At 67.0% G+C, this 24,099-nt stretch carries 24 protein-coding genes and 1 pseudogene; 8 read left to right on the plus strand and 17 right to left on the minus strand.

Features of this window, described 5'->3' with window-relative positions; genetic code table 11:
- Positions 1 to 589: 589 nt before the first annotated feature.
- From IEX47_RS17625 to IEX47_RS17660, 9 genes and pseudogenes are all read right to left on the minus strand, one after another.
- Positions 590 to 1,637, minus strand: a pseudogene (locus IEX47_RS17625) (IS481 family transposase).
- Between the two features lie 26 nt (positions 1,638 to 1,663).
- Positions 1,664 to 2,050, minus strand: a complete 387-nt coding sequence (locus IEX47_RS18035) for an HsdM family class I SAM-dependent methyltransferase (protein ID WP_308423288.1) — start codon at positions 2,048 to 2,050, stop codon at positions 1,664 to 1,666.
- Positions 2,038 to 2,427, minus strand: coding sequence for a type I restriction-modification system subunit M N-terminal domain-containing protein (locus tag IEX47_RS18040; protein ID WP_229662975.1), 390 nt, complete (start codon positions 2,425 to 2,427; stop codon positions 2,038 to 2,040). The genes IEX47_RS18035 and IEX47_RS18040 overlap by 13 nt, the downstream gene beginning before the upstream one ends.
- A gap of 313 nt (positions 2,428 to 2,740) precedes the next feature.
- The gene (locus IEX47_RS17635) at positions 2,741 to 4,180 is read right to left on the minus strand and encodes a flavin-containing monooxygenase (RefSeq protein WP_188785434.1); all 1,440 of its coding nucleotides are present in this window, start codon (positions 4,178 to 4,180) and stop codon (positions 2,741 to 2,743) included.
- Positions 4,177 to 5,661, minus strand: coding sequence for a flavin-containing monooxygenase (locus IEX47_RS17640; protein ID WP_188785435.1), 1,485 nt, complete (start codon positions 5,659 to 5,661; stop codon positions 4,177 to 4,179). Before IEX47_RS17640 ends, IEX47_RS17635 begins: the two co-directional genes overlap by 4 nt.
- On the minus strand, positions 5,658 to 6,197 hold the full coding sequence (locus tag IEX47_RS17645; protein WP_188785437.1) for an NAD(P)/FAD-dependent oxidoreductase: 540 nt from the start codon (positions 6,195 to 6,197) through the stop codon (positions 5,658 to 5,660). Before IEX47_RS17645 ends, IEX47_RS17640 begins: the two co-directional genes overlap by 4 nt.
- Positions 6,194 to 7,117: a ferritin-like domain-containing protein gene (locus IEX47_RS17650; RefSeq protein WP_188785439.1), complete on the minus strand. Its 924-nt coding sequence runs from the start codon at positions 7,115 to 7,117 to the stop codon at positions 6,194 to 6,196. Before IEX47_RS17650 ends, IEX47_RS17645 begins: the two co-directional genes overlap by 4 nt.
- Complete coding sequence (locus IEX47_RS17655; RefSeq protein WP_188785441.1) at positions 7,114 to 7,965, minus strand: SDR family NAD(P)-dependent oxidoreductase; 852 nt, start codon at positions 7,963 to 7,965, stop codon at positions 7,114 to 7,116. Before IEX47_RS17655 ends, IEX47_RS17650 begins: the two co-directional genes overlap by 4 nt.
- Positions 7,962 to 8,909, minus strand: coding sequence for an alpha/beta hydrolase (locus IEX47_RS17660; protein WP_188785442.1), 948 nt, complete (start codon positions 8,907 to 8,909; stop codon positions 7,962 to 7,964). The genes IEX47_RS17655 and IEX47_RS17660 overlap by 4 nt, the downstream gene beginning before the upstream one ends.
- Before the next feature lie 98 nt (positions 8,910 to 9,007).
- Between IEX47_RS17660 and IEX47_RS17665 the strand changes: the two genes are divergently transcribed.
- Positions 9,008 to 9,661 (plus strand): TetR/AcrR family transcriptional regulator, encoded by a 654-nt coding sequence (locus IEX47_RS17665; protein ID WP_188785444.1) that lies wholly within the window; start codon positions 9,008 to 9,010, stop codon positions 9,659 to 9,661.
- A 53-nt stretch (positions 9,662 to 9,714) separates the two neighbouring features.
- On the opposite strand, the gene IEX47_RS17670 is transcribed toward IEX47_RS17665, so the two are convergent.
- Positions 9,715 to 9,879 carry a hypothetical protein gene (locus IEX47_RS17670; protein WP_188785446.1) on the minus strand — a complete coding sequence of 55 codons (165 nt, stop codon included), beginning with the start codon at positions 9,877 to 9,879 and terminating at the stop codon, positions 9,715 to 9,717.
- A 420-nt stretch (positions 9,880 to 10,299) separates the two neighbouring features.
- Here IEX47_RS17670 and IEX47_RS17675 point away from each other — a divergent pair, with 420 nt between their 5' ends.
- Genes IEX47_RS17675 through IEX47_RS17685 form a run of 3 tightly spaced genes read left to right on the plus strand, consistent with a single transcriptional unit; the run spans position 10,300 to position 12,400 of the window.
- Positions 10,300 to 11,160 carry an SDR family oxidoreductase gene (locus tag IEX47_RS17675; RefSeq protein ID WP_229662976.1) on the plus strand — a complete coding sequence of 287 codons (861 nt, stop codon included), beginning with the start codon at positions 10,300 to 10,302 and terminating at the stop codon, positions 11,158 to 11,160.
- Positions 11,151 to 12,224, plus strand: coding sequence for an acyl-CoA dehydrogenase family protein (locus IEX47_RS17680; protein ID WP_229662977.1), 1,074 nt, complete (start codon positions 11,151 to 11,153; stop codon positions 12,222 to 12,224). The genes IEX47_RS17675 and IEX47_RS17680 overlap by 10 nt, the downstream gene beginning before the upstream one ends.
- Positions 12,221 to 12,400: an alpha/beta fold hydrolase gene (locus IEX47_RS17685; RefSeq protein ID WP_188785450.1), complete on the plus strand. Its 180-nt coding sequence runs from the start codon at positions 12,221 to 12,223 to the stop codon at positions 12,398 to 12,400. The genes IEX47_RS17680 and IEX47_RS17685 overlap by 4 nt, the downstream gene beginning before the upstream one ends.
- A 79-nt stretch (positions 12,401 to 12,479) precedes the next feature.
- Here IEX47_RS17685 and IEX47_RS17690 read toward each other — a convergent pair whose 3' ends face one another.
- The 6 genes from IEX47_RS17690 to IEX47_RS17715 are packed head-to-tail and all read right to left on the minus strand — an operon-like array spanning position 12,480 to position 18,232.
- On the minus strand, positions 12,480 to 13,013 hold the full coding sequence (locus IEX47_RS17690; protein WP_188785452.1) for a hypothetical protein: 534 nt from the start codon (positions 13,011 to 13,013) through the stop codon (positions 12,480 to 12,482).
- Between the two features lie 3 nt (positions 13,014 to 13,016).
- Entirely contained in the window at positions 13,017 to 13,922 is a 906-nt protein-coding gene (locus IEX47_RS17695; protein WP_188785454.1) for a MerR family transcriptional regulator, read from the minus strand.
- Between the two features lie 2 nt (positions 13,923 to 13,924).
- Positions 13,925 to 15,469, minus strand: a complete 1,545-nt coding sequence (locus tag IEX47_RS17700; RefSeq protein ID WP_188785456.1) for a flavin-containing monooxygenase — start codon at positions 15,467 to 15,469, stop codon at positions 13,925 to 13,927.
- A complete protein-coding gene (locus tag IEX47_RS17705; RefSeq protein ID WP_188785457.1) occupies positions 15,466 to 16,431 on the minus strand; it encodes a ferritin-like domain-containing protein in 966 nt (321 codons plus the stop codon). The genes IEX47_RS17700 and IEX47_RS17705 overlap by 4 nt, the downstream gene beginning before the upstream one ends.
- Before the next feature lie 5 nt (positions 16,432 to 16,436).
- Positions 16,437 to 17,309 carry an SDR family NAD(P)-dependent oxidoreductase gene (locus tag IEX47_RS17710; protein ID WP_188785460.1) on the minus strand — a complete coding sequence of 291 codons (873 nt, stop codon included), beginning with the start codon at positions 17,307 to 17,309 and terminating at the stop codon, positions 16,437 to 16,439.
- Entirely contained in the window at positions 17,306 to 18,232 is a 927-nt protein-coding gene (locus IEX47_RS17715) for an alpha/beta hydrolase (RefSeq protein ID WP_188785470.1), read from the minus strand. Before IEX47_RS17715 ends, IEX47_RS17710 begins: the two co-directional genes overlap by 4 nt.
- A 239-nt stretch (positions 18,233 to 18,471) precedes the next feature.
- On the opposite strand from IEX47_RS17715, the gene IEX47_RS17720 reads away from it, so the two are divergent.
- The 4 genes from IEX47_RS17720 (at position 18,472) to IEX47_RS17735 (ending at position 22,665) form a co-directional block, all read left to right on the plus strand.
- Positions 18,472 to 19,764, plus strand: coding sequence for a DUF445 domain-containing protein (locus tag IEX47_RS17720; RefSeq protein WP_188785462.1), 1,293 nt, complete (start codon positions 18,472 to 18,474; stop codon positions 19,762 to 19,764).
- A gap of 2 nt (positions 19,765 to 19,766) precedes the next feature.
- Positions 19,767 to 20,846, plus strand: coding sequence for a ferredoxin--NADP reductase (locus tag IEX47_RS17725; protein ID WP_188785464.1), 1,080 nt, complete (start codon positions 19,767 to 19,769; stop codon positions 20,844 to 20,846).
- A 101-nt stretch (positions 20,847 to 20,947) separates the two neighbouring features.
- Complete coding sequence (locus IEX47_RS17730) at positions 20,948 to 21,163, plus strand: hypothetical protein (protein WP_188785465.1); 216 nt, start codon at positions 20,948 to 20,950, stop codon at positions 21,161 to 21,163.
- Positions 21,160 to 22,665, plus strand: a complete 1,506-nt coding sequence (locus IEX47_RS17735; RefSeq protein ID WP_188785467.1) for a hypothetical protein — start codon at positions 21,160 to 21,162, stop codon at positions 22,663 to 22,665. Before IEX47_RS17730 ends, IEX47_RS17735 begins: the two co-directional genes overlap by 4 nt.
- 416 nt (positions 22,666 to 23,081) lie before the next feature.
- On the opposite strand, the gene IEX47_RS17740 is transcribed toward IEX47_RS17735, so the two are convergent.
- The gene (locus tag IEX47_RS17740) at positions 23,082 to 24,023 is read right to left on the minus strand and encodes a tyrosine-type recombinase/integrase (protein WP_268238997.1); all 942 of its coding nucleotides are present in this window, start codon (positions 24,021 to 24,023) and stop codon (positions 23,082 to 23,084) included.
- Between the last annotated feature and the right edge of the window lie 76 nt (positions 24,024 to 24,099).

Genomic DNA, 24,099 nt, shown 5'->3' on the forward strand with positions numbered 1-24,099 from the left:
CACGCGGTGGCCGCGTCTTCGTCTGCCGTACACGCCGGCGACGGTCTCGGCGACCGCGCTACACCACTATCGGGGACTCAACTACGCGCTCGCCGAGCATCCGCTACGACGGTTGTCAGCTCATGCGATGCGACGGCGACGATTCGGGCGACCGAGTTACGCCGAGACCCCCAGGGTGGACCGCCCGGGGAGCGCCAAGAGACGAGCCTGGCGGAAGGTGGCGCTCCCGAGATTTGTACTGGATTTGTAACAGGCGAGCGGCTAGCAACAGCAAACGCCGCCGAGCGACCAAAGGGTCGCTCAGCGGCGTTTCTGCAGGTCAGCGGCTGTTTGTTGCGGTTGTTCAGCGTTCCTGAACGACCGCAGCCGGCGGCCCGGTTAGATGTCGTCGTAGATGTGGAAACTGCTGGCCAGCACCGCCACTCACGATGATGCGCAAGCCGCGGGGAGCCGATTCGGGCCGATCTGGTGGACGCCGACTCCCGGCTCGTCCCCGAGCAGCCAGAACAATGAGCGGCCTCTGAACAGAAGGGCCCGTCGATACCGGGAACATCAGGTCAGGCCTGCGGAGACGGGCATCGCTGCCCACCTAGCTGTGATGCCCAGCCAGGTTGTTCAATCTGGTGATGGGTGCGGCCTTCCCGATTGCTGGGAGGGGCCGGTGTTGGTTGTACTCGTGAACCCATGTGGCAGAGCAGCGAGCCGGGCTGACTCGGAGTTGTAGAACTTCTTGAACGCCCACCCTTCGGCCAAGGTGCGGTGGAAGCGCTCGATCTTCCCGTTCGTCTGCGGACGGTAGGGCCGGGTCTTCTTCGCAGTGATGCCCAGCTCGGCGCAGGTGTCGCGCCACAAGAAGGACTTGTAGCAGCTGCCGTTGTCGGACAGGACCCGCTTGACGGTGACGCTCCGATCAGCGAACCAGGCGACGGCGTTCTTGAGGACCTCGGTCGCGGTCTCCTTGGTTTCGTCGTCGTGGGCCTCGACGTAGGCGACGCGGGAGTGGTCGTCGATCACGGTGTGCAGGTAGCAGATCCCGATGCTCGGATCGTGGTGCTTGTTGCGTGCGCCTGTCCGGTTGGCTGTGGCAGCGCGGTTCTTCTCGCCCTGTTGGCGCCCGAGGTAACGCCATCCGCCGCCATCGGGGACCTTGCCGAGCTTCTTCACATCGACGTGGATCAGGTCGCCCGGTGCGTCGTGTTCGTAGCGTCGGATCGGTTCACCCGTGGCTCGGTCGACGTGGGTGAGTCGGTTGATCCGGCATCGCACCAGGACCGCGTGCACGGTCGAGGACGGCATTCCAAGCCTGTCGCCGATCTCGACCGGGCCCAATCGTTGCTTCCAGCGCAGGTGCACGATCTTGCGAACAACCGGCTGCGGGTCCGGTTGGGCTGATGGTGCGGGGCCGAGGATCGGTCGAGCATCCCGGCTGGACCTTCCTCGAGGTAGCGGTCAGCCCATTTCTTCGCGGTGCGCCACGAGACGTCGTAGCGCTCGGCTGCACGGGCCGGCGGCCAGCCATGCTCGACGATGAGACGCGCGAGGCGGAGCCTCGCTCGTGGTGTCAGGGCGGCGTTGGAATGGGTAGCGTGGGACACGAAGGCCTCCTGGGTGGCGGAGCGGTTCCTAGATAGCTCCATTCCACACCGGGGAGGCCTTCGCCCGTCTACAGATCAGACCGTGTCGTCGCAGGATCTCGACCAACGTGACTGGGCATCACAGCTAGCTGCTCCTTCTTGATCTTGTCGACGTTGAAGGGTGGGTTGGCTATGACGAAGTCGAAGGCACCGACGACCCGGTGGGGGTCTTCGTAGTAGCTGTTGGCCTGGCGGATGTCGCCCGAGAGGCCGTGCAGGGCCAGGTTCATCTTCGCCGCCAACGGAACGGTGTCCTCGGTCTTCTCTGCACCGAAGACCGATAGCTTGCGACTGGCTGACTCGTGATGGCGCTCGACGAACTTCGCGCACTGAACGAACATGCCGCCAGAGCCAGCCGCGGGATCTAGCACTCGACCTTCGAAGGGCTCCAGGATCTCAACGATCAGGCGGACGATGGAGTACGGCGTGAAGTACTCGCCCCCACCCTTGCCTCCTGCGCCGCGAAGTTGGAGAGGAAGTCCTCGTAGATGAAGCCGAAGGCGTCACCGTCGAGCTGCATGTGCAGCGGGGCGAAGAGCCGCAGCAGTTCGATGAGTGTCGAACGCTCAAGCTTCTGATAACCGCGCGGAAGGATGTCCTTCAGTTCTGGGTTGGCTTCCTCGATGGCCTTGATGGCCTCGTCCGTCGCCCTACCGATGTCATCCCCCTCCGGAATCTTGACCAGGTGGGACAACCGAGATTGTTCGGGGACGTACAGCGCTGACCTCGCCTTGTAGTCCGCGATCGTCGCCGGGTTGCGGGCGCTGGCTTCGCCCTCGACCTCGCCGCCCACCATATCTCCGCAAATCACAGCCGATTTCTGAAACCGAATCTGAGATGGGAACGTTCGGGCAGACAACGAGCGGTCAGTTCTGGCCGCTCCTGACCGAGCGTGAGGTCATCGAGCTCGGCCCGGGCTATGGCTGACAAGCCTGCACGGTCTGCGCGGCGAGGACAGCGCCCGCGTGTCGCAAGTCGTGCCAGCGCAGGTCCTTGCGGCCTGTGGCCTCTCGAGCGGCGCAGGAGACCCCGGTACCGGGTCGACGGCGCCACGGTGCACATCGCCATCGCCGGCCAGCTGGACCGGACAGCAAGCCTTGCTCGCGTCAGATCGCGAGATAGTCGTCGGGCCGGAACCGCGCCCGGCGCCGGTACTCCGCCGATAGCCCCGGCCAGTTGGCGGTGATCCGTCCGCTGGCGGCCCGGTACCAGGAGGAGCATCTGGTCCACACGCTGTCATCGAGACGGCGCTGGATCTCGGCGTCGAAGGCCGCGTCGACCTCCGGCTTCAGGTCCAGGGCAGAGCCCGCTGACGCAACCTGGTCGACATACGCACGGATGTACCGGGCCTGTGTCTCCAGGAAGTAGACGATCGATCCTCCGCCGGTGTTGGTGTTGGGTCCGTACATGATGAGCAGATTCGGGAAGCCCGGGACGGTGAGGCCGAAGTAGGCGTGCGCGCCCTCGGCCCAGGCCTTCTCGAGTGACAGCCCGTCGCGTCCCGTCACGTCCATGGGGACCAGGAAGTCGGTTGCGGCGAAGCCGGTGCCGTAGATGATGACGTCGGCCTCGTGCCAGCCCTCGGCGGTGCGGATGCCGCTGGCTCCGATGTGATCGATCGGGTCAGTGACCAGCTGGACATTGCGCTGCGTCAGGGCAGGGAGATAAGTGTCGGAGAGCAGGGCGCGCTTGCAGCCGACCGGGTAGTCAGGCCAGACCTTCTCGAAGAGCCCTGGCACAGCGGCGGTCTGGCGACGTGTGTGTCGGCGAGCAAGCGCGGTGAAGGCCCGGGCCAGCAGTGAGGAATAGACGAACGCCGTAGTCGCCACCTCGAGGTAGGCGAACCAACCGAGGCGCTCACCGGCCTGGACCTGTGGGACACGACGGAACAGGGTCTGGTGGCGGGGACCGTACTCGGCGTCCCAGCGGGGCACGATGTAGGGCGGCGTCCGCTGGAAGATCGTCAGGCTGGCGACCAGCGGCTGGATCGCCGGCACGAACTGGATGGCGCTGGCACCCGTGCCGATCACCGCGACCTTCTTGCCGTCGAGGTTGACGTCGTGGTCCCAGCGTGCGGAGTGGAAGGCCGGGCCGCTGAAGGTCTCGCGTCCGTTGATCTGCGGGTACGACGGCCGGGAGAGCTGGCCCAGTGCAGGGATCAGGACGTCGCATTCCAGCTCGTCGCCCGACGCCAGGCGAACGGTCCACTTACGGCTGGCATCGTCCCACGAGCAGGCGACGACCTCGGCGCCGAAGCGCACGTGGCGACGTACGTCGTACTTGTCGGTGACCTTGATCAGGTAGTCGAGGATCTGCGGCTGCCCGGCGTAGCGGCGGGGCCACCCCGGATGCGGCTCGAACGAATACGAGTAGAACGGGGAGGGAACATCGCAGGCAGCCCCCGGATAGGTGTTGTCGCGCCAGACGCCGCCGACCTCGTCGCCCTTCTCCAGAAGGAGGACAGCGTCGTGCCCGCCCCTCTTGAGCTCGATCGCCGCGGCGATCCCCCCGAATCCCGCGCCGATGATGATGACGCGTGCAGTCACGAGAACGTGTAGTCCTTGAGCGGGAAGTGGCTCGCGTCCCACATCGTCTCCAGCGTCGAGGCCGCCCGCAGCGGCACGTCGCCGTTGTCGTCGAAGTAGTAGCTGTTCGCCCCGGCGCAATTGCCCTGGAAGAAGACCTGGTTGTCCCGGCGGCCGAGCGACTTCGCGAAGTAGCGGTCGTTGGCCTCCTCGGTGACGTCCACGCGGCTCGCCTTGCGTTTGCGTGCCGCCTTGAGCAGGCGGGTGACGTGCGCGGACTGGGTCTCGATCAGGTTGAAGTACGAGGAGCCGTTGTAGCCGTAGGGTCCCAGGATCGTGAAGAAGTTGGGGAACCCGGGAACGCTCACCCCGCGGTAGGCCTGGAAGCGGTTCTCGGTCCAGAACGATTCCAGGTCCCCTCCGTCGATGCCTTGCACGGGGTACGCCGGCATGTTGCCCTTCTCGAAGGTCTTGAACCCGGTCGCGAGGATCAACACGTCGACGTCGTGGGTCACCCCCGACACCGTGCGCACGCCCGTCGATGTGATCGTCTCGATTGGATCGGTCTCGAGGAGGACGTTCGCTCGGTTGAATGCCTTGAGATAGGTGTTGGAGAAGCTGGGTCGTTTGCATCCGAGGGAGTACTGGGGCGTCAGCTTCTGCCGGGTCTCCGGGTTCCGCACCGATCGCCGGAGGTGCAGGTGACCGAGCTTCTCACCGAACAGCGCCGTGGGGACGTAGCCGTGGAAGTGGGCGGCCAGCGGGAAGGTGACCTCGACGTACGTCTGGCTGATCAGACGAGCGGCGGCCTTCGAGCCGGGGACCAGACCGAGCGCCGTGCGCAAGGGCCAGGCCAGACCCGAGTCCGGCTTCGGCAGGCACCAGATCGGCGTGCGCTGGAAGACAGTGAGGTGCTCCACGTCGGACGCGATGACGGGGATGATCTGGACGGCGGAGGCACCGGTGCCGATGATGGCGACCCGCTTGCCGGTCAGGTCCACGTCGTGGTCCCAGCGCGCGGTGTGCATGACGGTGCCACGGAACTCGTCCGCACCACGGATCTCGGGTTTCTTCGGCTTGGTGAGCACGCCGGTGGCGTTGATGACGTAACGGCCGGTGACGACATCTCCGTCGGCCAAGTGCACCTCCCACAGGTCGCTGGAATCGTCGTACTGGCTGCTGACGACCGACGCGAGCAGGCGGCTACGGCGGCGCACGTCGTACTTGTCGACGCAGTGCTCGGCGTATGCCTTGAGCTCGGCGCCAGGTGCGTAGATCCGCGACCAGCCGCTGAGCTGCTCGAAGGAGAACTGGTAGGCGAACGACGGGATGTCGACGCCGACGCCTGGGTAGGTGTTCCAGTGCCAGGCGCCGCCGAACCCGTCGCCCTCCTCGAGCAGCAGGTAGTCGCCGAACCCGGCGCGGTCGAGCATGATCGCTGCGCCGATGCCGGACAGGCCGCCACCGATGATGACGATCTCGTGGTCGGGGGTGCGGGTCATGAGCGGGCTCCCTGAGGCAGTGTGGAGTGGGCCAGACGTGAGGTGGCGCCGAGGATGATCGTGTCCGCCTGGTACTCGACGCCGTCGGCGCAGCGGACGCCGTTCGCGACGATCGCGTACGCCGGCCAGTGGATCAGCCGGGCCCGCGGGTCGCGCAGGGCCGCGTAGTAGCTAGGGCTCACCGTGACGTGGGGGCCGTCGAACTGCTTGTGTGGGGTGAGCTGTCGGCGGGTCCAGGCGTCAGGGACTGAGGCCCGGAGCCAGATCCGCGAGACGGTGCGTCGCAGCGGACCGAGCGGGACCGGGACCGGCGTGACCCAGGTGGGACTCTCCTCGAAGACCATGACACTGGCCGCAGTGTGCAGCACCTCCGGGAGGATCGAGGCGGCCTCGGAACCGGTCGCGAGGATCGCCACGCGTTCACCGGTGTAGTAGTGCTTGAACCAGTCGGTGCCCGTCAGCAACCGCGCGCGGAAGGCCTCCGGCTCGCGCTGGACCCCACGTCCGCGCGCTGGGCGGACGGGAACGGCGCTCAAGCGACTGCCTCGGGCGACAGTCCGTCGACCCAGGACTGGGGCTTGCCGATGAGGCGCGCCGGCACGTGGTCGGTGATCCGGACCAACGGATCTGCCAGGAAGCGGTGGTAGGGGTGCGAGCGGTTCATGATCATGCTGCCCAGCACCCTCATGGCCTGGAACGGCACCATGCGCCGTGTGTACTCGCTGCGCCCACCGATCTTCTCGAAGCGGCGGATGGCGTTCATCAGCTTCCGCTCCTGCAGACCCATCGCGACCACGTTGTCGCGCACCTTGTTGATCAGCGGTACGAAGACGACGACGAGGCCGACGACCACGCGGGGGTCGGCGATCTCGGCTGCGCTGGTGATGGTGCTGATCCAGCCGCGAGCGCCGAGGAGGTCGAGCACCTCGAAATCGACGGTGATGTGGCGCGCCTCGTCCGAGTTGATGTGCCGGAAGACCTCGTGGCACAGCGGGTCCTCGACCTCGTCGGTCAGGAACTTCACCAGGGCGCCGTCCAGCGCGCATTCGAGCAGCGGGATCAAGGCCGCCATGGCGCTCAGCGGAAGGCTGTCGCCGTAGCTGTCGAGCACCTTGATGGCCAGCTTGACCTGGATGTTGGGCTCGGGGATCCGGTCGTCCTCCAACATCCCCCAGCGGCGCATCAAGGCGAGCTCAGCGTTGGCGTGCTTCTGCTCCTCGGCGTGGAAGTGCTGGTAGATGTCGCGGATCGTGGGCGTCGGCGCCTTCTTCGCCAGCGCCGAGAATCCCCGCGCGCCAATGTGCTCGATCCAGACCAGGTCGGCCATGAACGGCTTCATCCTGGCTCGGGTTTCCTCGGACATCGTCTCGGCTCCGGGGGCGTCCCAGTCGATGTCGGCCAGTGACCACTGTTTGTCCTTGATGGTCTGCAGCATGGCCTCGAAGTCGTAACTCATCGGATTCCTTCTTCCTCTGGTGGGAACGGCGCGAGGCGGCCGAGCAGGCCGCCGACACGTGCGTGGCTGGTGGGAGTGAGCCGTTTGGCGAGCCAGATGGCCCGCGCGTCCAGTTGCGGTACGACGTACAAGCGGCCCCGGTCGTGGCCGTCGAGCGTCATCCGCGCGACCTTCTCGGGAGACATGCCCATGAAGCCGGCGATACGCGACGCGGTGCCTGCCGCGGAGGCCTCGATGAGCTCGCCGGAGAAGATGTTGGTCTTCACGAACGTCGGGCAGAGCATCGTGACGCGCAGTCCGGTGCCGGCGAGCTCGGCGGCCAGGGTCTCCGACAGGCTCATCACGCCGGCCTTGCTCACGTTGTACGCCGCCATCCGGGGCCCGGCCGCGAAGCCAGCGGCCGAGGCTACGTTGATGACCCCGCCGCGACCGGCCTGCTTCATCACCGGCAGGAAGTGGTGGCAGCCGTAGATGACGCCCCACAGATTGATCTGCAGGGTGCGCTCCCAGTCCGCGAGGCTGGACCGCCCGACGCTGTGGCCGCCGGCTCCGATGCCGGCGTTGTTGATCAGCAACGTCGGTGCGCCGTCGAACCACTCGAGGGAACGGTCGCGCAGGGCGGCGACGTTCTCGGAGCTCCCGACGTCGCACGGAACAGGGAGTCCGGTGCCACCGGCAGCCTCGACCAGGGCAACGGTCGCCTGTGCGCTGTCCTGGTTGATGTCGCTGCACACAACGCGGGCGCCACGCCGCGCGAGCTCCACGGCGAAGGCGCGTCCGATGCCGCTGCCGGCGCCGGTGACGACCGCGGCTGCGCCCGACGTCTTGGACCTGCTCAGGCCGATCATGCGATCTCCGCGGTCATCAGGTACGGCGCTGCGTCTGCGGCCGGCAGGTGGGTGGTGATGAAGGTGGCGATCTCGTCGAGCGCGGCAAGGCTCTCCGGCATGAAGGCGGTCATCGCTTGGAAGACGTGCATGAGGCCCGGCCAGACGCGGTACTCCACCTCGAGCCCGGCGCCCTTGAGGCGACGAACGAGGTCGGTGCAGTCCGCGGCGAGCATCTCCCGCGATCCGGCGTGCACGAGCGTCGGCGGGAACCGGTCGATGTCGTCGAACTCGATGCGTAGCCCGTCGTCGAGCATCGCCTCTGCGTCGGCGTACCGCGCCAACGTGCGGCGCGCGACCGCTGCGGAAGCGAACGGGTCTCGTTCGATCCGGTCGCGGACCAGTCCGCGCTCGACGCTCAGGTCGACGACGGGAGAAAGGGTGACGAGCGCAGCCGGCAACGCCTGCCTGGTGCGGGCGAGCTCCAGCGCGAGCGTCAGCGCCAGGTGTCCCCCGGCCGAGTCGCCTGCCACGATGATCCGTGCCGGGTCGTAGCCCTCGGCCAGAAGCCAGTTCCAGGCGGCTCGGACATCCTGGGGCGCCGCCGGGTACCGGTGGGAAGGCGAAAGCCGGTAGTCGACCGAGAGCACCGGAAGTCCGGTGCGATCGGCGAGCTGGGAGGTGAGCCCGCGGTGGGTGCGGCTCGAGCACATCACGTAGCCGCTGCCGTGGATGTAGAGGATGACGCCGTCAGCACGGGTCGTCATCGGCGTGCGTACCCATTCGCCGCGCAGGGTCAGGCCGTCGGCCACCGCCGCCTCGATGCGGTCGAACGTGGCGCCCTTCACCGGAGGCGAAGCCAGGGCGAGACCGGCCGCGATGAGCCTGCGACTCGTGACCGCACCGATCCTGCCGGGAGGGATGACGTGCGTGAAAGGCCGCCAGGTGGCCCCGAGAACGTCCATGATCACCCGGCTACGCAGGGAGAGCCCCGGCGACTGCCAATTCTGTAGGCGCATGCCCACAGATTGCCGCTCAGCCGGCTTGCTGTCAAGATGGAAATATGTCGGCTGTCGCAAAGCGGGGGTACGGCGGAAAGTCTGCCGAGCAGCGTCGTGCGGAGCGACGCGGTGCCTTTCTGCAGGCCGGACGCGACCTGTGGTGTGAGAACGGTTGGCCGGCCGTCACGATGCGCGGCGTATGCGCGCGCGCCGGACTCGCCGATCGCTACTTCTACCAAAGCTTCCCCGACCGCGACGCGCTACTCGTCGCCGTTGCCGAGGAGGTGCGCAACGAGGTCCTGACCACCATCATCGCGGCGCTGGCCGAGCACGCCGACGAACCCTTGGAGTGCCAGCTCCGGAGCGCGCTCACCGCAGTGGTCGGGCTGGTCGCCGAGGACCCCGGCTCGATGCAGATCTTCTTCGGGGAGCACGGCGGGAGCGATGTCCTCCAGGCGCTTCGCCGCGACACCACCGAGGCGGTCGTCGACCTGTTCACGACCGTGGGTACCCCGGTCGTCGCGGTCGGCGTCGAGCCCGTCGAGTTCCGGGTCGTCCTACTGGTAGGCATCGGTGGCTTCGTCGAAACCATGACCGCCTGGAGAGCCGGCTCGCTCGAGGCGACGCCGGACGAGCTCGTGCAGATCCTCATGGACGTCTCCCAACGGATGGCCGCTGGCCTCTTGGAGCTGGGCGGACCCGCTCGCGGTAGCTGAATGCGGCGTTGCGACTGCGGGCGACCGACCACGTTGTGCGACGCCCCGTGCGGCTACTGCGCGTCGTCCTCCGGCACGGTGCCTCCCTCGTCGAGAGAGTCCGAACCCGGCTCGCCTGCGACCACGTCCTTCTCTGCGTCGACGGAGCGCCGCACCGGTTCCTCGGCCACGTCGCTCAGGTCGATGGTGGGGTGTGGTTCGTTGGGGTGCTCGCTCATGTCGAACGGGTACCCACATCCTCGCCGCGTCATCCCCTCGGCGAGACCCGGTCCATCTGAGGAGATGGCCCCTCGGCCGGAAGCCGGTCTGACGATCACCTGTGCGGGGGCGGCAAGGGCCGATGTGCAGGGATAACGTCGTCCGTGGCGTCATACAGCGGCGCTTTCGGACAGTTAGCCCGTGGGGCCATCGCGTGGACGGTCGGTCATCGAGGCATGACTGACCACGAGCAAGACGAGGTACGTCAGTCTGCAGTTCAGTTGCTCACGCGCAAAGGAGCCGCTGGCCGGATGCCAAGCGACCTGACGGCCAGGGCGCAGACCTTCAAGACTGGGGCAGAGGCCCGCCGCGAATTACTTGCCACCGTCGGGGCACCATCCGTACTGGACGACCGCGCACACAGCGGCATGGTCGGGCGCTTGCGCTCCGACAGCGGCATGGCCGGGCGCGGCATCGGCCGCGAGCACGCCCTGCTCTTCGCCCGTGAGGGCGCCAGGGTCGTGGTCAACGACCTCGGCGGCGCGAATGACGGCGCCGGGTCCGACGCCGGCCCCGCGCAGGAAGTGGTCGCCGAGATCCTGGCCGCGGGCGGCAAGGCGATCTCCAACACCGACAACATCGCCAACTGGGGCGGGGCAGGACGCCTCATCGAGCAGGCCATCGACGAGTTCGGGCGTCTCGACGTCCTGGTCAACAACGCCGGCATCCTGAGGGACGGCTTCATCGCGAGCCTCGAGGAGTCCCAGTGGGACGCGGTCCTCGATGTGCACCTCAAGGGTCACTTCGCGACCCTGCGGCACGCGTCGTTGTACTGGAAGAAGATGTCGGGCAGTGCCCAGCAGGTCGCGGGATCGGTCATCAACACCGCCTCGGCGAGCGGCACCATCGCTCCGAACGCCGGGCAGTCCAACTACGGTGCGGCCAAGGCGGCCATCGCTGCGCTGACCCTCGTGGCTGCCGACGAGCTGAGCCGCTTCGGCGTGCGCGCGAACGCGATCGCCCCGATTGCCCGCACCCGGCTCACGCTCGCGACACCGGGCATGGGTGCCCTCTTCGCCATCGAGCCCGAGGAGGGTGAGCCGGATCTCTTCTCACCGGCCCAGATCTCCCCGCTCGTGGCGTGGCTGGCCACCGAGAAGTGTCCTGTGAACGGAAAGGTCTTCGCGGTGAGCGGTGGCTCGATCCAGGCGCTGGGTGGCTGGCACGTGACCCACACGACCGAGACCGACGGTGACTGGACCATCGACGGCATTGCCGAGGCCGTGGAGGCGTGGACGTGATCGAGTGGTCGGAGTCCGACATCGCCATTCGGGACGCTGTGCGCGAGTGGATCGACAAGGAGGTGCGTCCCCAGCTCGACGAGCTCGAGACGGGCGAGCTTCCGCCGTACGACCTCATCCGCACGTTCTTCGCGGACTTCGGCATCAGCGCGATGGCCACCGATGCCCTCGACAAGATGCTCGCCAGGGAGCGTCGTCGCCGGGACGAGACTCCCGAGCAGGCTGCCGAGCGACGGGAGCGGAAGCCGGCGTCCACGGACCCGGCTTCCGGCCTCAGCGGCGCAGAGTCGATGGCCGCGATCGCGGTCAGTGAGCTGGCGGGGGTGAGCCTCGGAACGGTCGCCTCGGTCGGCGTCTCCCTCGGGCTTGGCGCTGCCACGATCGCCGCGAAGGGCACGCTCGAGCAGAAGGAGCGCTGGCTGCCCAAGGTGGTCACAGGAGAGCGCGTCGCATCGTGGGCGATCACGGAGCCCGACTCCGGGTCGGACGCCTTCGGTGGCATGAAGACCTCGGTGAAGCGCGACGGCGACGAGGTCATCCTGAAGGGCCACAAGACCTTCATCACCAACGGCCCGTACGCCGACGTGATCGTCGTCTACGCCAAGCTCGACGAAGGCGACGGCACGCCTGTTCGCGACCGTCAGGTGTTGACGTTCGTCCTCGACAAGGGAATGCCGTTGGTCGGCCACTCGTGGGGCAACGACGTCACCACCGAGGTCGCGAGATGGACCAGCTATGTCAAGCGCATCGTGGTCCTCGGCCAAGGGCCGTCCTACGCTCCCGGAGTGGCGCATGTCCCGCGGCCAGCGCCCTGCTCACGATCCCGCTCCTGGTACGGCTCCAGAGCCTGGCGCCCAACACGTTGCTACGCGTTCCGTTGTCCCTCGGTTTCGCTCCAGGTTTCCGTCACGAGGCCGCGTTCGAGGACCCGCACCAGGCCTACCGGGACTTGCGAAGCACAGATCACCGGATTCCGAGGGTCGTCATCCACCACAGGCGCGCAGACCTCGCCGAAGACGGGCGCGACGAGCGGCTCGCGGATCTCGCCCTGCCCGCTCTGGTGATTCTGGGGCGCGAGGACCGCTTCTATCCCTGGGCGCCAGCCCAGAAGCTGTACGAGGCGGCCGGCGCTCGCGTTGTGGTGCTCGACGAGGTGGGCCACTCCGTGCAGGTCGAGCATCCGGTTGCTGTGGCCGGACTGATTCGCGACTTCATCAGCGCAGAAGAGGCTTTGCCGTGAAGACGTCACCGGCGAAATGGTCGATCGGTGCGAACGGAAGCGCCACCTAAGCGCTACCTAAGCACTACCTAAGCACTACCTAGTCCTCGGAGGTTGTGGATCGGTCTGCTGCTGCCGCTTTCCAGAGCCGCGACGGCGCACGCCAGAACTGGACGCCGTCCAGGCTGTTCTGCAGGGAGTCGACGTGTCCGGTCAAGGTGCCGACCACGCCGGAGAGCGGAGCTACGTCGGCGCGGAGGTCGGCGACACCACCGCGGAGTTGTGCAACCTCCTCGTTGAGGCTGAGGACAGCACCGGGCAGCTGGGTGAGCTTGTCCAGGAACCCCAGCAGCGACAGCCCAAATCCGAGCACGAGGCGCAGGACGACGAGGAGTACGACGCCCAGAGCGAACGCGCCGGCGATGACGGGAACCAGCCACCAGTCAGTGCCGACGAAGTAGGCGAACGCGATCACCGCCGCGACCGGCGGCACCACGACCAAGGGCACTGCCAGGCGGTAGATCGCCGTCAGCATCCGGCGAGCGACGCCGGGGTCCAGCTCGGCGTCGGCGACACCGCTGAGGACCGTTCCGGCATCGTGGAGCAGGTTGGTGCTTGCGACGCTGTCGTTCACTGGTCAGCTCACGTCCGCAGAGACATCCGTGACGAAGGTGGCGAGGTACTCCGTCAGGAGATCCTCGACGGTGCGTTCGATGGAGGAGTCCAGGGTGGCGGTGACTGATGCCGTGGCCAGGGCGCGGAACCGGATAAGCATCGTGACGAGCTCGGAGACGTCGGTGCTGGTCTGCGCGGTCTCGAAGTCGAAGAAGTGGCTCAGGTGGGCGACTCCGGCCGCCACGAGTCGTTGAGTGATGTCGTCGACCAGGGGTACGACGTCGTGGTGGAGCTTCAGGAGGGACTCGGTCGACATGCCGTAGGTCCGCATCTCCGCGAACGAGGCCAGGAGCTGGGGCCGGAGCATATGGACGCGGTTGCCCTTGAGCTCGACGAGCCCGGCCTCGACGAAGCGCTCGAGGTCTACAGCGCCGCCGGCGAGCTCGCGGGCGGCGACGAGCCCCATCATCGTGGGCGGGTCATGGGGTGCCGGGGTGAGCGCCTGCTCGATGCCCATCACGTCGCCGAGGGACTTGCCGTGCTCCCAGGCGTCGAGCATCTCGCGGATGTGACCACTGTTGTAGCCACGATCGAGCATCGAGTTGATGAGCTTGAGGCGAGTGACGTGGGAGTCGTCGAAGAATGCTGTCCGGCCCTGCCGCCGGGGCGGGTGGAGGAGTCCGCGTTCCTGGTAGGCGCGGACGTTGCGCACCGTGGTTGCGGTGATGCGGGCGATGTCGTCGATCCGGTAGGCGCCGCTGCGCTCCTCCGTGTGGGTCGCGGCCTTGCCGCCGTTGCCGGACAGGAGTTGCTTGACGGCCCGCTCGATGCTGGCCCTGGGGTTGCGAGCCAGCGACCGCTGTCCACGTCGAAGAGATTCCAGGACTGCTTCGACGTTGCGGAGCTGGGCAGCGGTCGCCGGTCGCATGGTCAGACGGCCTGTGCTGCCGGGACATTCCAGAGGCGACGCGCTCCGTGGCTCACCATGTCGTAGTCCTCGGCCCGGAAGTTCTTCATCTGGCGAAGATACTGGGTGGCGAACCCGGGATACATGGCGCCATTGAAACCGTCCTTGGTGAGGTACCAGCTCGTGCAGCCCGACATCCATGTCGTGCGCTTGAGACGCTTCTGCATCGACTCGTTGTACTTCGCCTGGACGTCCGGCCGGACATCGAGGGAGACGAGGTCCTTGTCCAGGATCGTCTTGATGCCGGCGACGGCGTAGTCGATCTGTCCCTGCACGTAGACCAGCAGCGAGTTGTGGCCGGGACCGGAGTTCGGACCAGCGGTGAAGAACAGGTTCGGGTACCCGTGCGTGCTGGCGCTCTTGTAGGCCTGGGCGTGCCCCGCCCACTCCTCCTGGAGGACGCGGCCAGCCGTTCCGGTGATGGGGTACGGCGGCCCGCCGAGCTGGACGTCGTACCCGGTGGCGAAGATGATCGCGTCGACGTGGTGCTCGATCGCGTCGGCCGTTCGGATGCCCTCGGGAACGATCGTGGCGATCGGCCAGGTGATCAGCTTGCAGTTGTCCTTCTGCAGCGCGGGGTAGTAGTCGCTGGACATCAGCATCCGCTTGCAGCCGGCCCGGAACTCGGGCGTGAGCTGTCGGCGCATCCACGCGTCCTTGACCGTCAGTCGGAGGTGTGCGCGGCCGACGTGCTGGATCAGCGTGGTCACCGGGGTGTCCCACACCAGCCCGGTGGCGGCGACCTCGTGGCTGAGGAACAGGGCGTTGCGAGCGGCCTGCTGCACGGCCGGCACCTTCGCGAACACCGCCTGCGCCAGCTTCGGCGTCGGTACGTCGACGCGCGGCATCACCCAGCCGGGGGTGCGCTGGAACACCTTCACCGACGCCGCCTTCTTGACGACCTCGGGGATGATCTGGACCGCCGTCGCACCGGTGCCGATGACGGCGACGTTCTTGCCGGTCAGGTCGTAGTCGTGGTCCCACTGGGCGCTGAGGATCTTCTTGCCCTCGAACGTCTCGATGCCGCGCATGTTCGGGAAGCTCGCGTTGGAGAGCGGACCCGAGGCCAGCACCACGGTGCGGGCGCGGTACTGCTGGCCGCCGGCGGTGCTCGCGGTCCAGGTGCCCTCACGGCGGTCGTAGTCGAGCGCCGTCACCTCGGTGTCGAACTGGATCAGCCGACGCAGGTCGAAGTCATCGGTGATGTCCTCGATGTGCGCACAGATCTCGTCCGCGGGGGAGTAGGCCCGCGACCAGTTCGGGTTCTTGGCGAAGGAGAACGAGTAGAGCAACGAGGGGATGTCGCAGGCTGCACCGGGGTAGGTGTTGTCGCGCCAGGTGCCGCCGACACGGTCGGCACGCTCCAGGATGACGACGTCCTCGACGCCGGCCTCGCGCAGCTTGATCGCCGTGCCCAAGCCGGTGAACCCCGCCCCGATGATCAGGGTGCTGTGGGTGGTCGTGGGCTTCCTCGTCCGCGGCCGCTTCTCGGTGGTCGTGGTGCTCATGCGGCGTCCTTCCGCGTGCCCGGCTTGTCCACCGTGGAGCTCACGGGCTCGTAGGTGAGCTCCTTGAACCAGGACGGGATCGGGCGGAGCAGGAACTTCGGGTAGTGGTCGCTGAGCGTGACCATCGTGTTGGCGAGCAGGTGGTACGGGTGCTTGGGGTCGATCACCATGGCGGCGTGCCACTTGAGGACCTGGTAGAGCGGCACCCGGTGGGTCGCCTCGCCACGGTCGCCCAGTTTCTTGAAGCGGCCCATCGCGCCGTACAGGCGCTCGGGCTGCAGACCCATGTCGACGACCTCGTTGCGGACGCGGTTGAGGAGCGGGATGTACATCAACGCGCCGATGATCAGCCCGGGGCTCGCCACCCCGCTCACGAACTCGATGGCGAGCTTGCGCGCCTTGGCGTGCCCCAGCATGTCGAGGACCGCGAAGTCGACGGCGATGTGACGCGACTCGTCGTTGTTGATCTTCTCGAAGACCGCGTGGCAGATCGGGTCGTCGACCTCGTCGAGGAGGAACTTCAGCAAGGCCCCGTCGAGCGCCACCTCGAGCATCGGGATGACGGTGCCCAGGACGGACAGCGACATGTTGTCGGCGTACTTGTCGAGCCACTCGATGGCCAGGCGGATGTTGACGTTGGGCTCGGGGATCTCGCCGTCCTCGAGCATGCCCCAGCGCTTGAGCAGGGCGAGCTCGGCGTTGGCGTGCCGCTGCTCCTCGGCGTGGAAGTAGCGGTAGATCTCGGCGATCGTGTCGTTGGGTGCCTTCTTGGCCATCGCGGCGAAGCCACGGGCACCGACGTTCTCGATCCAGCAGAGGTCGGCCATGAAGGCCTTGAGCTTCGGCCGCATCTCGTCGGTGATCAGCTCGGCGCCGGGGGCGTCCCAGTCGATGTCGGCAAGGGCCCACTGGCGGTCCTTGATCTTCTGCAACATCTCTTCCATGTCCATCGTGGTTCCCATGCTGGTCAACCTCTCGTGTGTGCGTGCGTCGGAACAGCGGCTTCGTCGTCCTTGAGCGGCCCGAACCGCTCCAGCAGGCCGAGGGCCCTGGTGTAGGTGCGGGGGGCGTGGCGCTTGATCTCCCAGCCGACCTTGGCGTCGAGCTGCGGCATGACGTAGAGGCCGCCGCGGTCGTGGGCGTCGAGGGTGATGCGAGCGACTTTGCGGGGCGACATGCCGATGGCGCGCATCAGGGCCGATCCCGCCGCGACCGATTGGCGATTGATCCGGCCGGTCTCGAAGATGTTGGTCTTCACCAGGGTCGGGCACAGGACGCTGACGTTGACCCCGGTGCCGGACAGCTCGGCTGACAGCGTCTCGGAGAGCGACAGCACTCCTGCCTTACTGACGTTGTACGCAGCCATGCGCGGCGCCGCGCCGAAGCTGGCCGCCGAGGAGACATTGATGATGCCGCCATAGCCGGCCTCGCGCAGGATCGGGGCGAAGACGTGGCAACCGTGGATGGGGCCCCAGAGATTGATCCCGAGCGTCCACTGCCAGTCGTCCATCGAGACGTCGCCGATCAAAGGACCGCCCGCGCCGACGCCGGCGTTGTTGATCACCAGGGTGGGCACGGCCTCGAACCAGTCGTTGGCTCGCGTCGCCATCCACTCCACGTCCTCGAGCCGACTGACGTCGCACTTGAGGGCGTGAGCTCGTCCTCCTTCGTCCTGGATCACATTGACTGTGGCTTGGGCCGCTCTCAGGTCGATGTCGCTGACGACGACCTGTCCGCCGCGGGCGGCGAGCTCGACGGCGAAGGCCTGGCCGATGCCGCTGCCGGCTCCGGTCACCACCGCCCTTGCGTTGCGGGATCGTCGCTTTCCGATGCCGATCATGCTGTTCTCCGGTCGGAGTCACTGACGAGGCTGAGTTGCCCCGTCGGAGAGAGCTGGAGGGTGCCGTCGAGGGCTTCGGTCAGGAAGCGCGCGCCCCTGTCGAGGGCAGTTGACGACTCGGGAACGAGCAGCGGCATGGCCTGGAAGACGTGCATCTGCCCGGGCCAGACCTCAAGCTGGCACCAAGTGTTGGTCCCGCGCAGCGCGTCGTACAGGTAGTGCGCGTCAGCGGCGAGCATCTCGACGCCGCCCGCCTGGATCCGCGTCGGGGGCAGAGTTTCGTGCGCCTCCAAGACATGGGTGAGCCGGTCGTGCAGCGGATCGATGTCCCGGGTGTAGAGCTCCAGCAGGGCTCGCGCCGTGGCCGCCGTGGCCATCGGGTCCGGGATCGCCTGCTCGCGCTGGCGGGCGAGCTCCAGGGTGACGTCGGCCAGCGGGGACAGCAGGAGCTGGGCCGCAGGCGCCGGAAGGCCGGCGCGGACCCGGCTCAGGCTGAGGTCGAAGGCGAGGTGGCCCCCGGCGGAGTCACCGGCGACGACGATGCGATCGGCGCTGGCGTGGTGTTCCAGCAGCCAGGCGAAGGCGCGCTCGACGTCGTCGGCTGCGCTCGGGAAGCGGTGTCGCGGAGCGAGCCGGTAGTCGAGGCTGAAGACCGGGAGTCCAGTGCGCGCTGAGAGCTGCGAGACCAGACGCCGGTGCGTCTTGGCCGAGCAGAGCGCGTAGCCGCTGCCGTGGACGTAGAAGAGGACGCCGTCTCGCGTCTGCTCACCCGCGCGGACCCACTCTCCCCGCACGCGGCCGCTGGCCGTGCGTGCGTCGACCTGCTCCACGCGGGTGCAGGCGGCGTACGTGCCGAACAGGGCGAGCGAGCGAGCCAAGATCTGCCGCGAGGCGGCGATGCCGAGGGTGGTTGCCGGCAGCATGCTGGCCACCGGGCGCAAGGTCAGCCGCGTTGTCGCGGCGGTGATCCGGGCCCGCCTCGATGGGGGACGGGGAGTGAAGCATGTCGTGGTCACGTGACCACCGCACCACCAACGATGCCATCTGTCAATGGTTCAGTTTGGAATGGATTTAACTCGCTTCGGAAGTACTCAATGCCATTGACAAATGGCACAGTTACTGCTGTAGTGACGGTCCGTTGTCAACGCTGGAGGAGGCGCTCGTGGACGGTGTACGCGAACTCCTGGCCAGCGACACGGTGACCTTCTGGTCGATCCCGGTCTTCACTGGTGTGATCGGCTGGATGATCAACGCGAGCGGGCTCTGGATGCTCTTCAGGCCGATCCAGTTCCACGGCTACCGCGTGCCCGGGCTGGCCGAGCTCGCCAACCTGTTGCCCCGCCGCTTCCAGGAGATCCCCGGCATCAGGCAGGGCAAGGTCGGTTGGCAGGGCATCGTCCCCGCCCGGGCAGGGAAGATGGGCAGCATCTCGGTCGACAAGGTGATTGCCAAGCTCGGGACGCCGGCGGAGTTCTACCAGCAACTGGAGCCCGAGCGCATCGCTGAGCACATCATCCGCGTCTTCGAGCCCGAGGTCCCTGCCATCGTCGACGAGGCGATGCGGCGCAACAAGCCGTTGCTGTGGGCGAGCGTGCCGCAGCAGGCGAAGCGCGCTGTCTACGCGCGGGTCGGGGCCGAGCTGCCCGGAATCATCGACGACATCACGTTCCAGATCGGTGAGCACATCGACCAGCTCCTCGACCCCAAGATCATGGTCGTCGACCACCTCACTGCTCACCCCGAGCTGATCAACCGGATCTTCCGTGACATCGGCACCCGGGAGCTCCGGTTGATGGTCAACTTCGGCTTCCTCTTCGGATTCCTCTTCGGCATTCCCGTGGCGGTGGTCGACCACTCCTTCCATCAGTGGTGGCTGCTGCCGATCTGCGGGATCGCGGTCGGCTGGGCGACCAACCTGGTGGGCATCTGGCTCATCTTCGAGCCGGTGCTGCCGCGTCGCATCCTGGGGGTGCGGGTGCACGGAGTCTTCCTGCGCCGGCAGGACGAGGTCGCGGAGATCTACGCCGGTGTCATCGCGGACGACGTGGTGACCATGGAGCGCATCGGCGACTTCCTGATCAACGGCCCCCGTGGTGATCGCACCCAGCAGATGCTGCGAGATTCCCTGGGGCCGGCGATCGACAACGCGGCCGGAGTGATGCTGCCCGCCGTGCGCCTGGTTGTCGGGGCCCGGCAGTACTCCACCATCCGGGACAGCGTTGCCGTCGACTCGGCACAACACACCATGAAGCCCTTCCTGGACGCCGGATTCTCCCGGTCGCAGAGCGTGAACCTGCGCGAGCTCTTCACGCGCCGTGTGAAGGAAATGCCACCACGCGACTTCGTCGAGATGCTGCGCGCGGCCATCAAGGAAGACGAGTGGATGCTCTACGCCCATGGCGCCATCATGGGTTTCATCGGTGGCCTCGTCCACCTCGCCGTTTTTGGAGTATGAGCATGTTCGGAATCGACAAGATCGACCAGTTCGTTCGGGTCGCCACCAAGTCGCTCATCAGCAAGCCGGTTCGAGCCAGCGCCTCGTCGCCGGCTTTCGACGTACTCGTAGCCGAGGTGGTGAGAGAGACCGCCGACTGCGTCACGCTCCTGCTCGAGCCGTCCTCGCGGATCCCGGCGTTCCGGGCGGGGCAATACCTCAAGCTCGCGACCAGTGTCGACGGAGACGTGCACACCCGTGCCTACTCGATCTCAGGACGTGAGTCGGCAGGGCTGCAGGTGACCGTCAAGGCGGTCACGAACGGTTCCGTCTCCCAGCACCTCTGCCGCGACCTGCAGGCCGGCGACACGCTCACCGCCACGGGGCCCCATGGCACCTTCGTCCTACCCGACGACGACGCAGAGCCGCTGGCTTTCCTTGCCGTCGGGAGCGGAATCACTCCGATCCTGAGCATGATTTCGACGGCACTGGAGGAGAACCCTGACCGGGGTATCCGGCTGGTCTACGGCAATCGGGGGCCTGACGACATCATCTTCGGTGCCCTCCTGGCCGGGCTCGAGGTTGACCATCCAGGCTTCTCGGTCGTCCACGTGCTCACCAAGCCGAAGCGCGGGTGGCAGGGCGAGCGTGGACGGCTCACCGGGGAGCGAGCTGCGCGCTTCCTTGCTCCCCGGGCCGCTACCCACGTCTATCTCTGCGGACCGGAGGAGCTCGTCGACGCCACCGTCCGCAGTCTGCTCGACGTCGGCGTCCAGGCCAGCCGAGTGCACCGCGAGCGCTTCACCCCACGCACCCGAGAGATAGCGGACCAGGTCAACGGCGAGCACGCCGTCCAGTGGGTCCGCTCCGGCATCACCGACACCCAGCAAGCGGGAGAGTCATTGCTGGACGCAGCCAACCGCGTCGACGCCAACGTTCCGTTCATTTGCGAGGCAGGGGAGTGTGGCGAGTGCAAGATCCGCGTGCTCAAGGGCGAAGTCCTCCACGAGGCCGACACCTGCCTGTCCCCCACCGAGGTGGAAGCCGGTCTCGCGCTGGCCTGCTCCAGCTACGCCGTGACCGACCTCGAGGTCGATGCATGAGGCGGCATGCTGGTCAGGCCCCAGTCGGCGGACTCATCCACCTCGCCGTGTTCGGTGTGTAAGCCTGTGCGCTCCGCCTCATAGCAGTTGAAAGGCATCTCATGACGACACCGCGTGCCGAGCTGGAACGTCACCTGGGAGGACCGCTCAGTCCGGGTCTGGCGGCCCTGAGCGACGCGGACATCGACGCATTGGCCAAGGCCATCGTCGATGCCACGCGGTCACAGAAGCAAGCGCTTGCGGCAGCGATCGACAACGGTCTCGACATCGTGCCCAGGGTCCTGCGCGGCGCCGTCAAGAAGGCGTTGTTCGGATGAGTCAGCGACTGGAGACCTCGGCGGAGATCCTCAAGCTCGCCCGCCTCGTCGAGCAGGACCCCGACCAGCTGGGCTTCCTCGATTCGGTGTCACCGGCGGAGCTTCGCGCGCTGCGCGAGGGAGTCACCAACACCATCTTCGACGCGGGCGCGCAGTCGCTGAAGCGCGTCGCGGCGGGAGCGAAGCTGCTGCCCTCGCCGCTCGTCGCCGCCATTGCACTGAAGTCGTTCGGCGCGTTGCTGTGTGCTCGCGCTGCGGGTGCCGTCGACCCGGGCAAGGCGATCGATGTCGCGAAGCGACTGCCGGCCGACTTCCTGGTCGATGTCACGATTCAGCTCGACCCGCGTCGTGTCGCGAAGATCATCGGCCAGGTGCCGCAGGAGCTCGTCGTACCCGTCGCGGCCGAGCTCGGGCGTCGTGAGGAGCATGTCACGATGGGTCGGTTCCTCGCCTATGTCCCCGACAGCGCAGTCGTGGCGGCGATGACCGCCCTGAGTGATGAAGCACTGCTGCGTACGGCGTTCGTGCTCGAGCACAAGGACCGGCTGGACCACGCGCTCGGTCTGCTGCCGCCCGAGCGGCTCCCGGGAATCTTCGCGAACGCCTCGCAGCTGGGCCTGTGGCCTGAAGCCCTGGACCTGCTCGAGCACCTGTCCCAGGCCCGACGCGGACCGATCGCCGATGTCGTCGCCGAGCAGCCCGTCGAGGTCATCGAGGACCTGGTCTCGGCCGTCTCCGCTGCCCGGATCTGGGAGAACCTGCTTCCCGTCGTCGGGGTGATGTCCGACGCCCATCGTCTCCGTCTCGCTGCCGTCCCGGCGTTCCACGAGCCGACCGTGCTGGGCGAGATCATCGAAGCCGCAGCGGTCGCCTCGCAATGGGCCGACCTGTTGCCCCTGATCGACGCGCTGCCTGATGAGGTGCGGAGCCTGGCGGCCGACCGTGTCGCGGCGCTGGACGAGAAGGCGGTGGCCGAACTGGTTGCTGCGGTGTCGTCCAACGAGCTCTGGCCGCGGCTGCTTCCCGTCGTACGCAGCATGAGCGAGGGGAGCAGGACCGCGATGGCGGCGATGGCGCCGTTCCACCAGGACGAGGTGCTGCGCGAGATCGTGGTCGCCGCGGCGACCAGTGGGCTGTGGGTCGACCTGGTGCCGCTCCTTCGGGTGCTCCCGGACCCTGTGTTCGCCAAGATCCCCGACCTGGTGGTCGCGCTGCCGCTGGACCTGCTCACTGCCCTGATCACCGAAGCTCTCGAGGCGCTGGAGATCCTGGAGCCGTTCATCGACATCCTGAACCGGATGGATGCCGCCAGCCTGGACCACATCGTCGGCCTGATCGACTCCGACCTCGCGACCCTGGGCGAGATCCTGATCGCGGCTGTCATCGAGCGACCCGACGTGCGACGGGTGCTCGGTCAGCTGCCTCCGGACGTACTCGACGCCATCGACCGCGCAGCCGACCGCCTGGGGCTGCGCGCCGATCTCGACAAGGCCCGTGCCTGACGACCGGTGATCAACCGGTGACGTCGCGGTCAATCAGCTGCCGCGCCACGATCCACTGCTGCAGTTGACGTCGGCGGGAGCGGATCTGCCTGAACTTCTCGAGGTTGGCTGGCATCACGTCGGGAGCGATCGGGTGGGCGCAAGTGCCGCGGTCGAACCTCCCGATGATTTGAGTCGTGTCACGTTTATGCACCGAAAACCACCTCGCACGAGTTCCTTCGAGGTCACACTCGCGCAAAGTGTCGCAAGGCCGCCGAACGGCCGCACGTCGCGTTTGTGCAGTTCAGAGCCCGAATGCGCATGTCGCAGCAAAAGCCGGGCGAGTGATTTCGCACTCCCGCGGTTGGCCAGGGGGTCGCAGATTCAAATCCTGGTCCAGATCACTCCGGGCCAGCCGGCGATCGTGTCTCGGCGCCTTAATGAGGTAGCCCCGCGACCAAGTCTGCGGCTGCCGGTGGGTTTTCCTCTGCGCCCCGGCCACGGGCGAACGCAGCATCGACCGCGACGCGTGTGCGGTCGGCACTCGTAGGCATGAGATGGGTGTACGTACGGAGAGTGAAACCGGGATCGCTGTGTCCCAGGTACTCCGAGACGGCACGGATGGATTCACCGGCATCGAGGAGGACGGACGCGTACCAGTGCCGCAATGCGTGCATGCCGTTGTCGCGGGACTGTTCGATGCCGACCCGGGCTTGCCCCAGTCTCCAGACGCGTGTGTTGAAGTAGTTCCGGTTGAGGGCGCCACGCTCCCGCGTGGTCAACAGCAGATTGGCAGACACGCTCGTTTCGGAGCTGGGTACTTCCTCCGGGAGGCTGACACGTCGGGGTGGGAAGGTCGCGATGTGGCTACTGAGTTCTGTTGCGACGCTTTCGGGAAGTGGGACAGTTCTGGTCTTCTGCCCCTTGGGGAGGCTGAACACGAGTTTGTTGCCATAGTGCACCTGGACCTGGCGCCGCACTTCTACGACACCGCGGAGGAAGTCCACGTCCTCAACCGCAAGCCCGAAGACCTCGCCCTGGCGGAGACCAAGGCCAGATCCAAGCGTGACCGCGATCCGGTACTTCGCCGGAAGGGCGTCATGCATGGCGGCCACCTGCTCGGCCGACCAGGGCACCACCTTGCGCCGCGAGGTGCCGGGCCGCGCGACGGAGCTGGCCTTGCACGGGTTCTTGGCGATGAGGTCATCGTCCACGGCTGCGGAGAAGATTGCTGACACGTTGGAGAAGATGACTCGGCGAGTGGTCTCGGCAAGCTCCATGGAGCGCAGCCACTTCTGGATGGTGGACGGCTTGATCTGGCGCACCTGCAGGTCACCGATGACTGGGTTGACGTGGAGCCGGAGTCTTAGTTCGGTCAAGTCCCGGGTAGTGGTGTAGCGCTGCGTTCCTTCGTTTGGGTTGGTCAGGCGATCAGGGCGGGCAGGTCATTGGCTC

It is taken from the genome of Nocardioides phosphati, from assembly GCF_014646375.1.
Taxonomy (GTDB): Bacteria; Actinomycetota; Actinomycetes; order Propionibacteriales; family Nocardioidaceae; genus Nocardioides; species Nocardioides phosphati.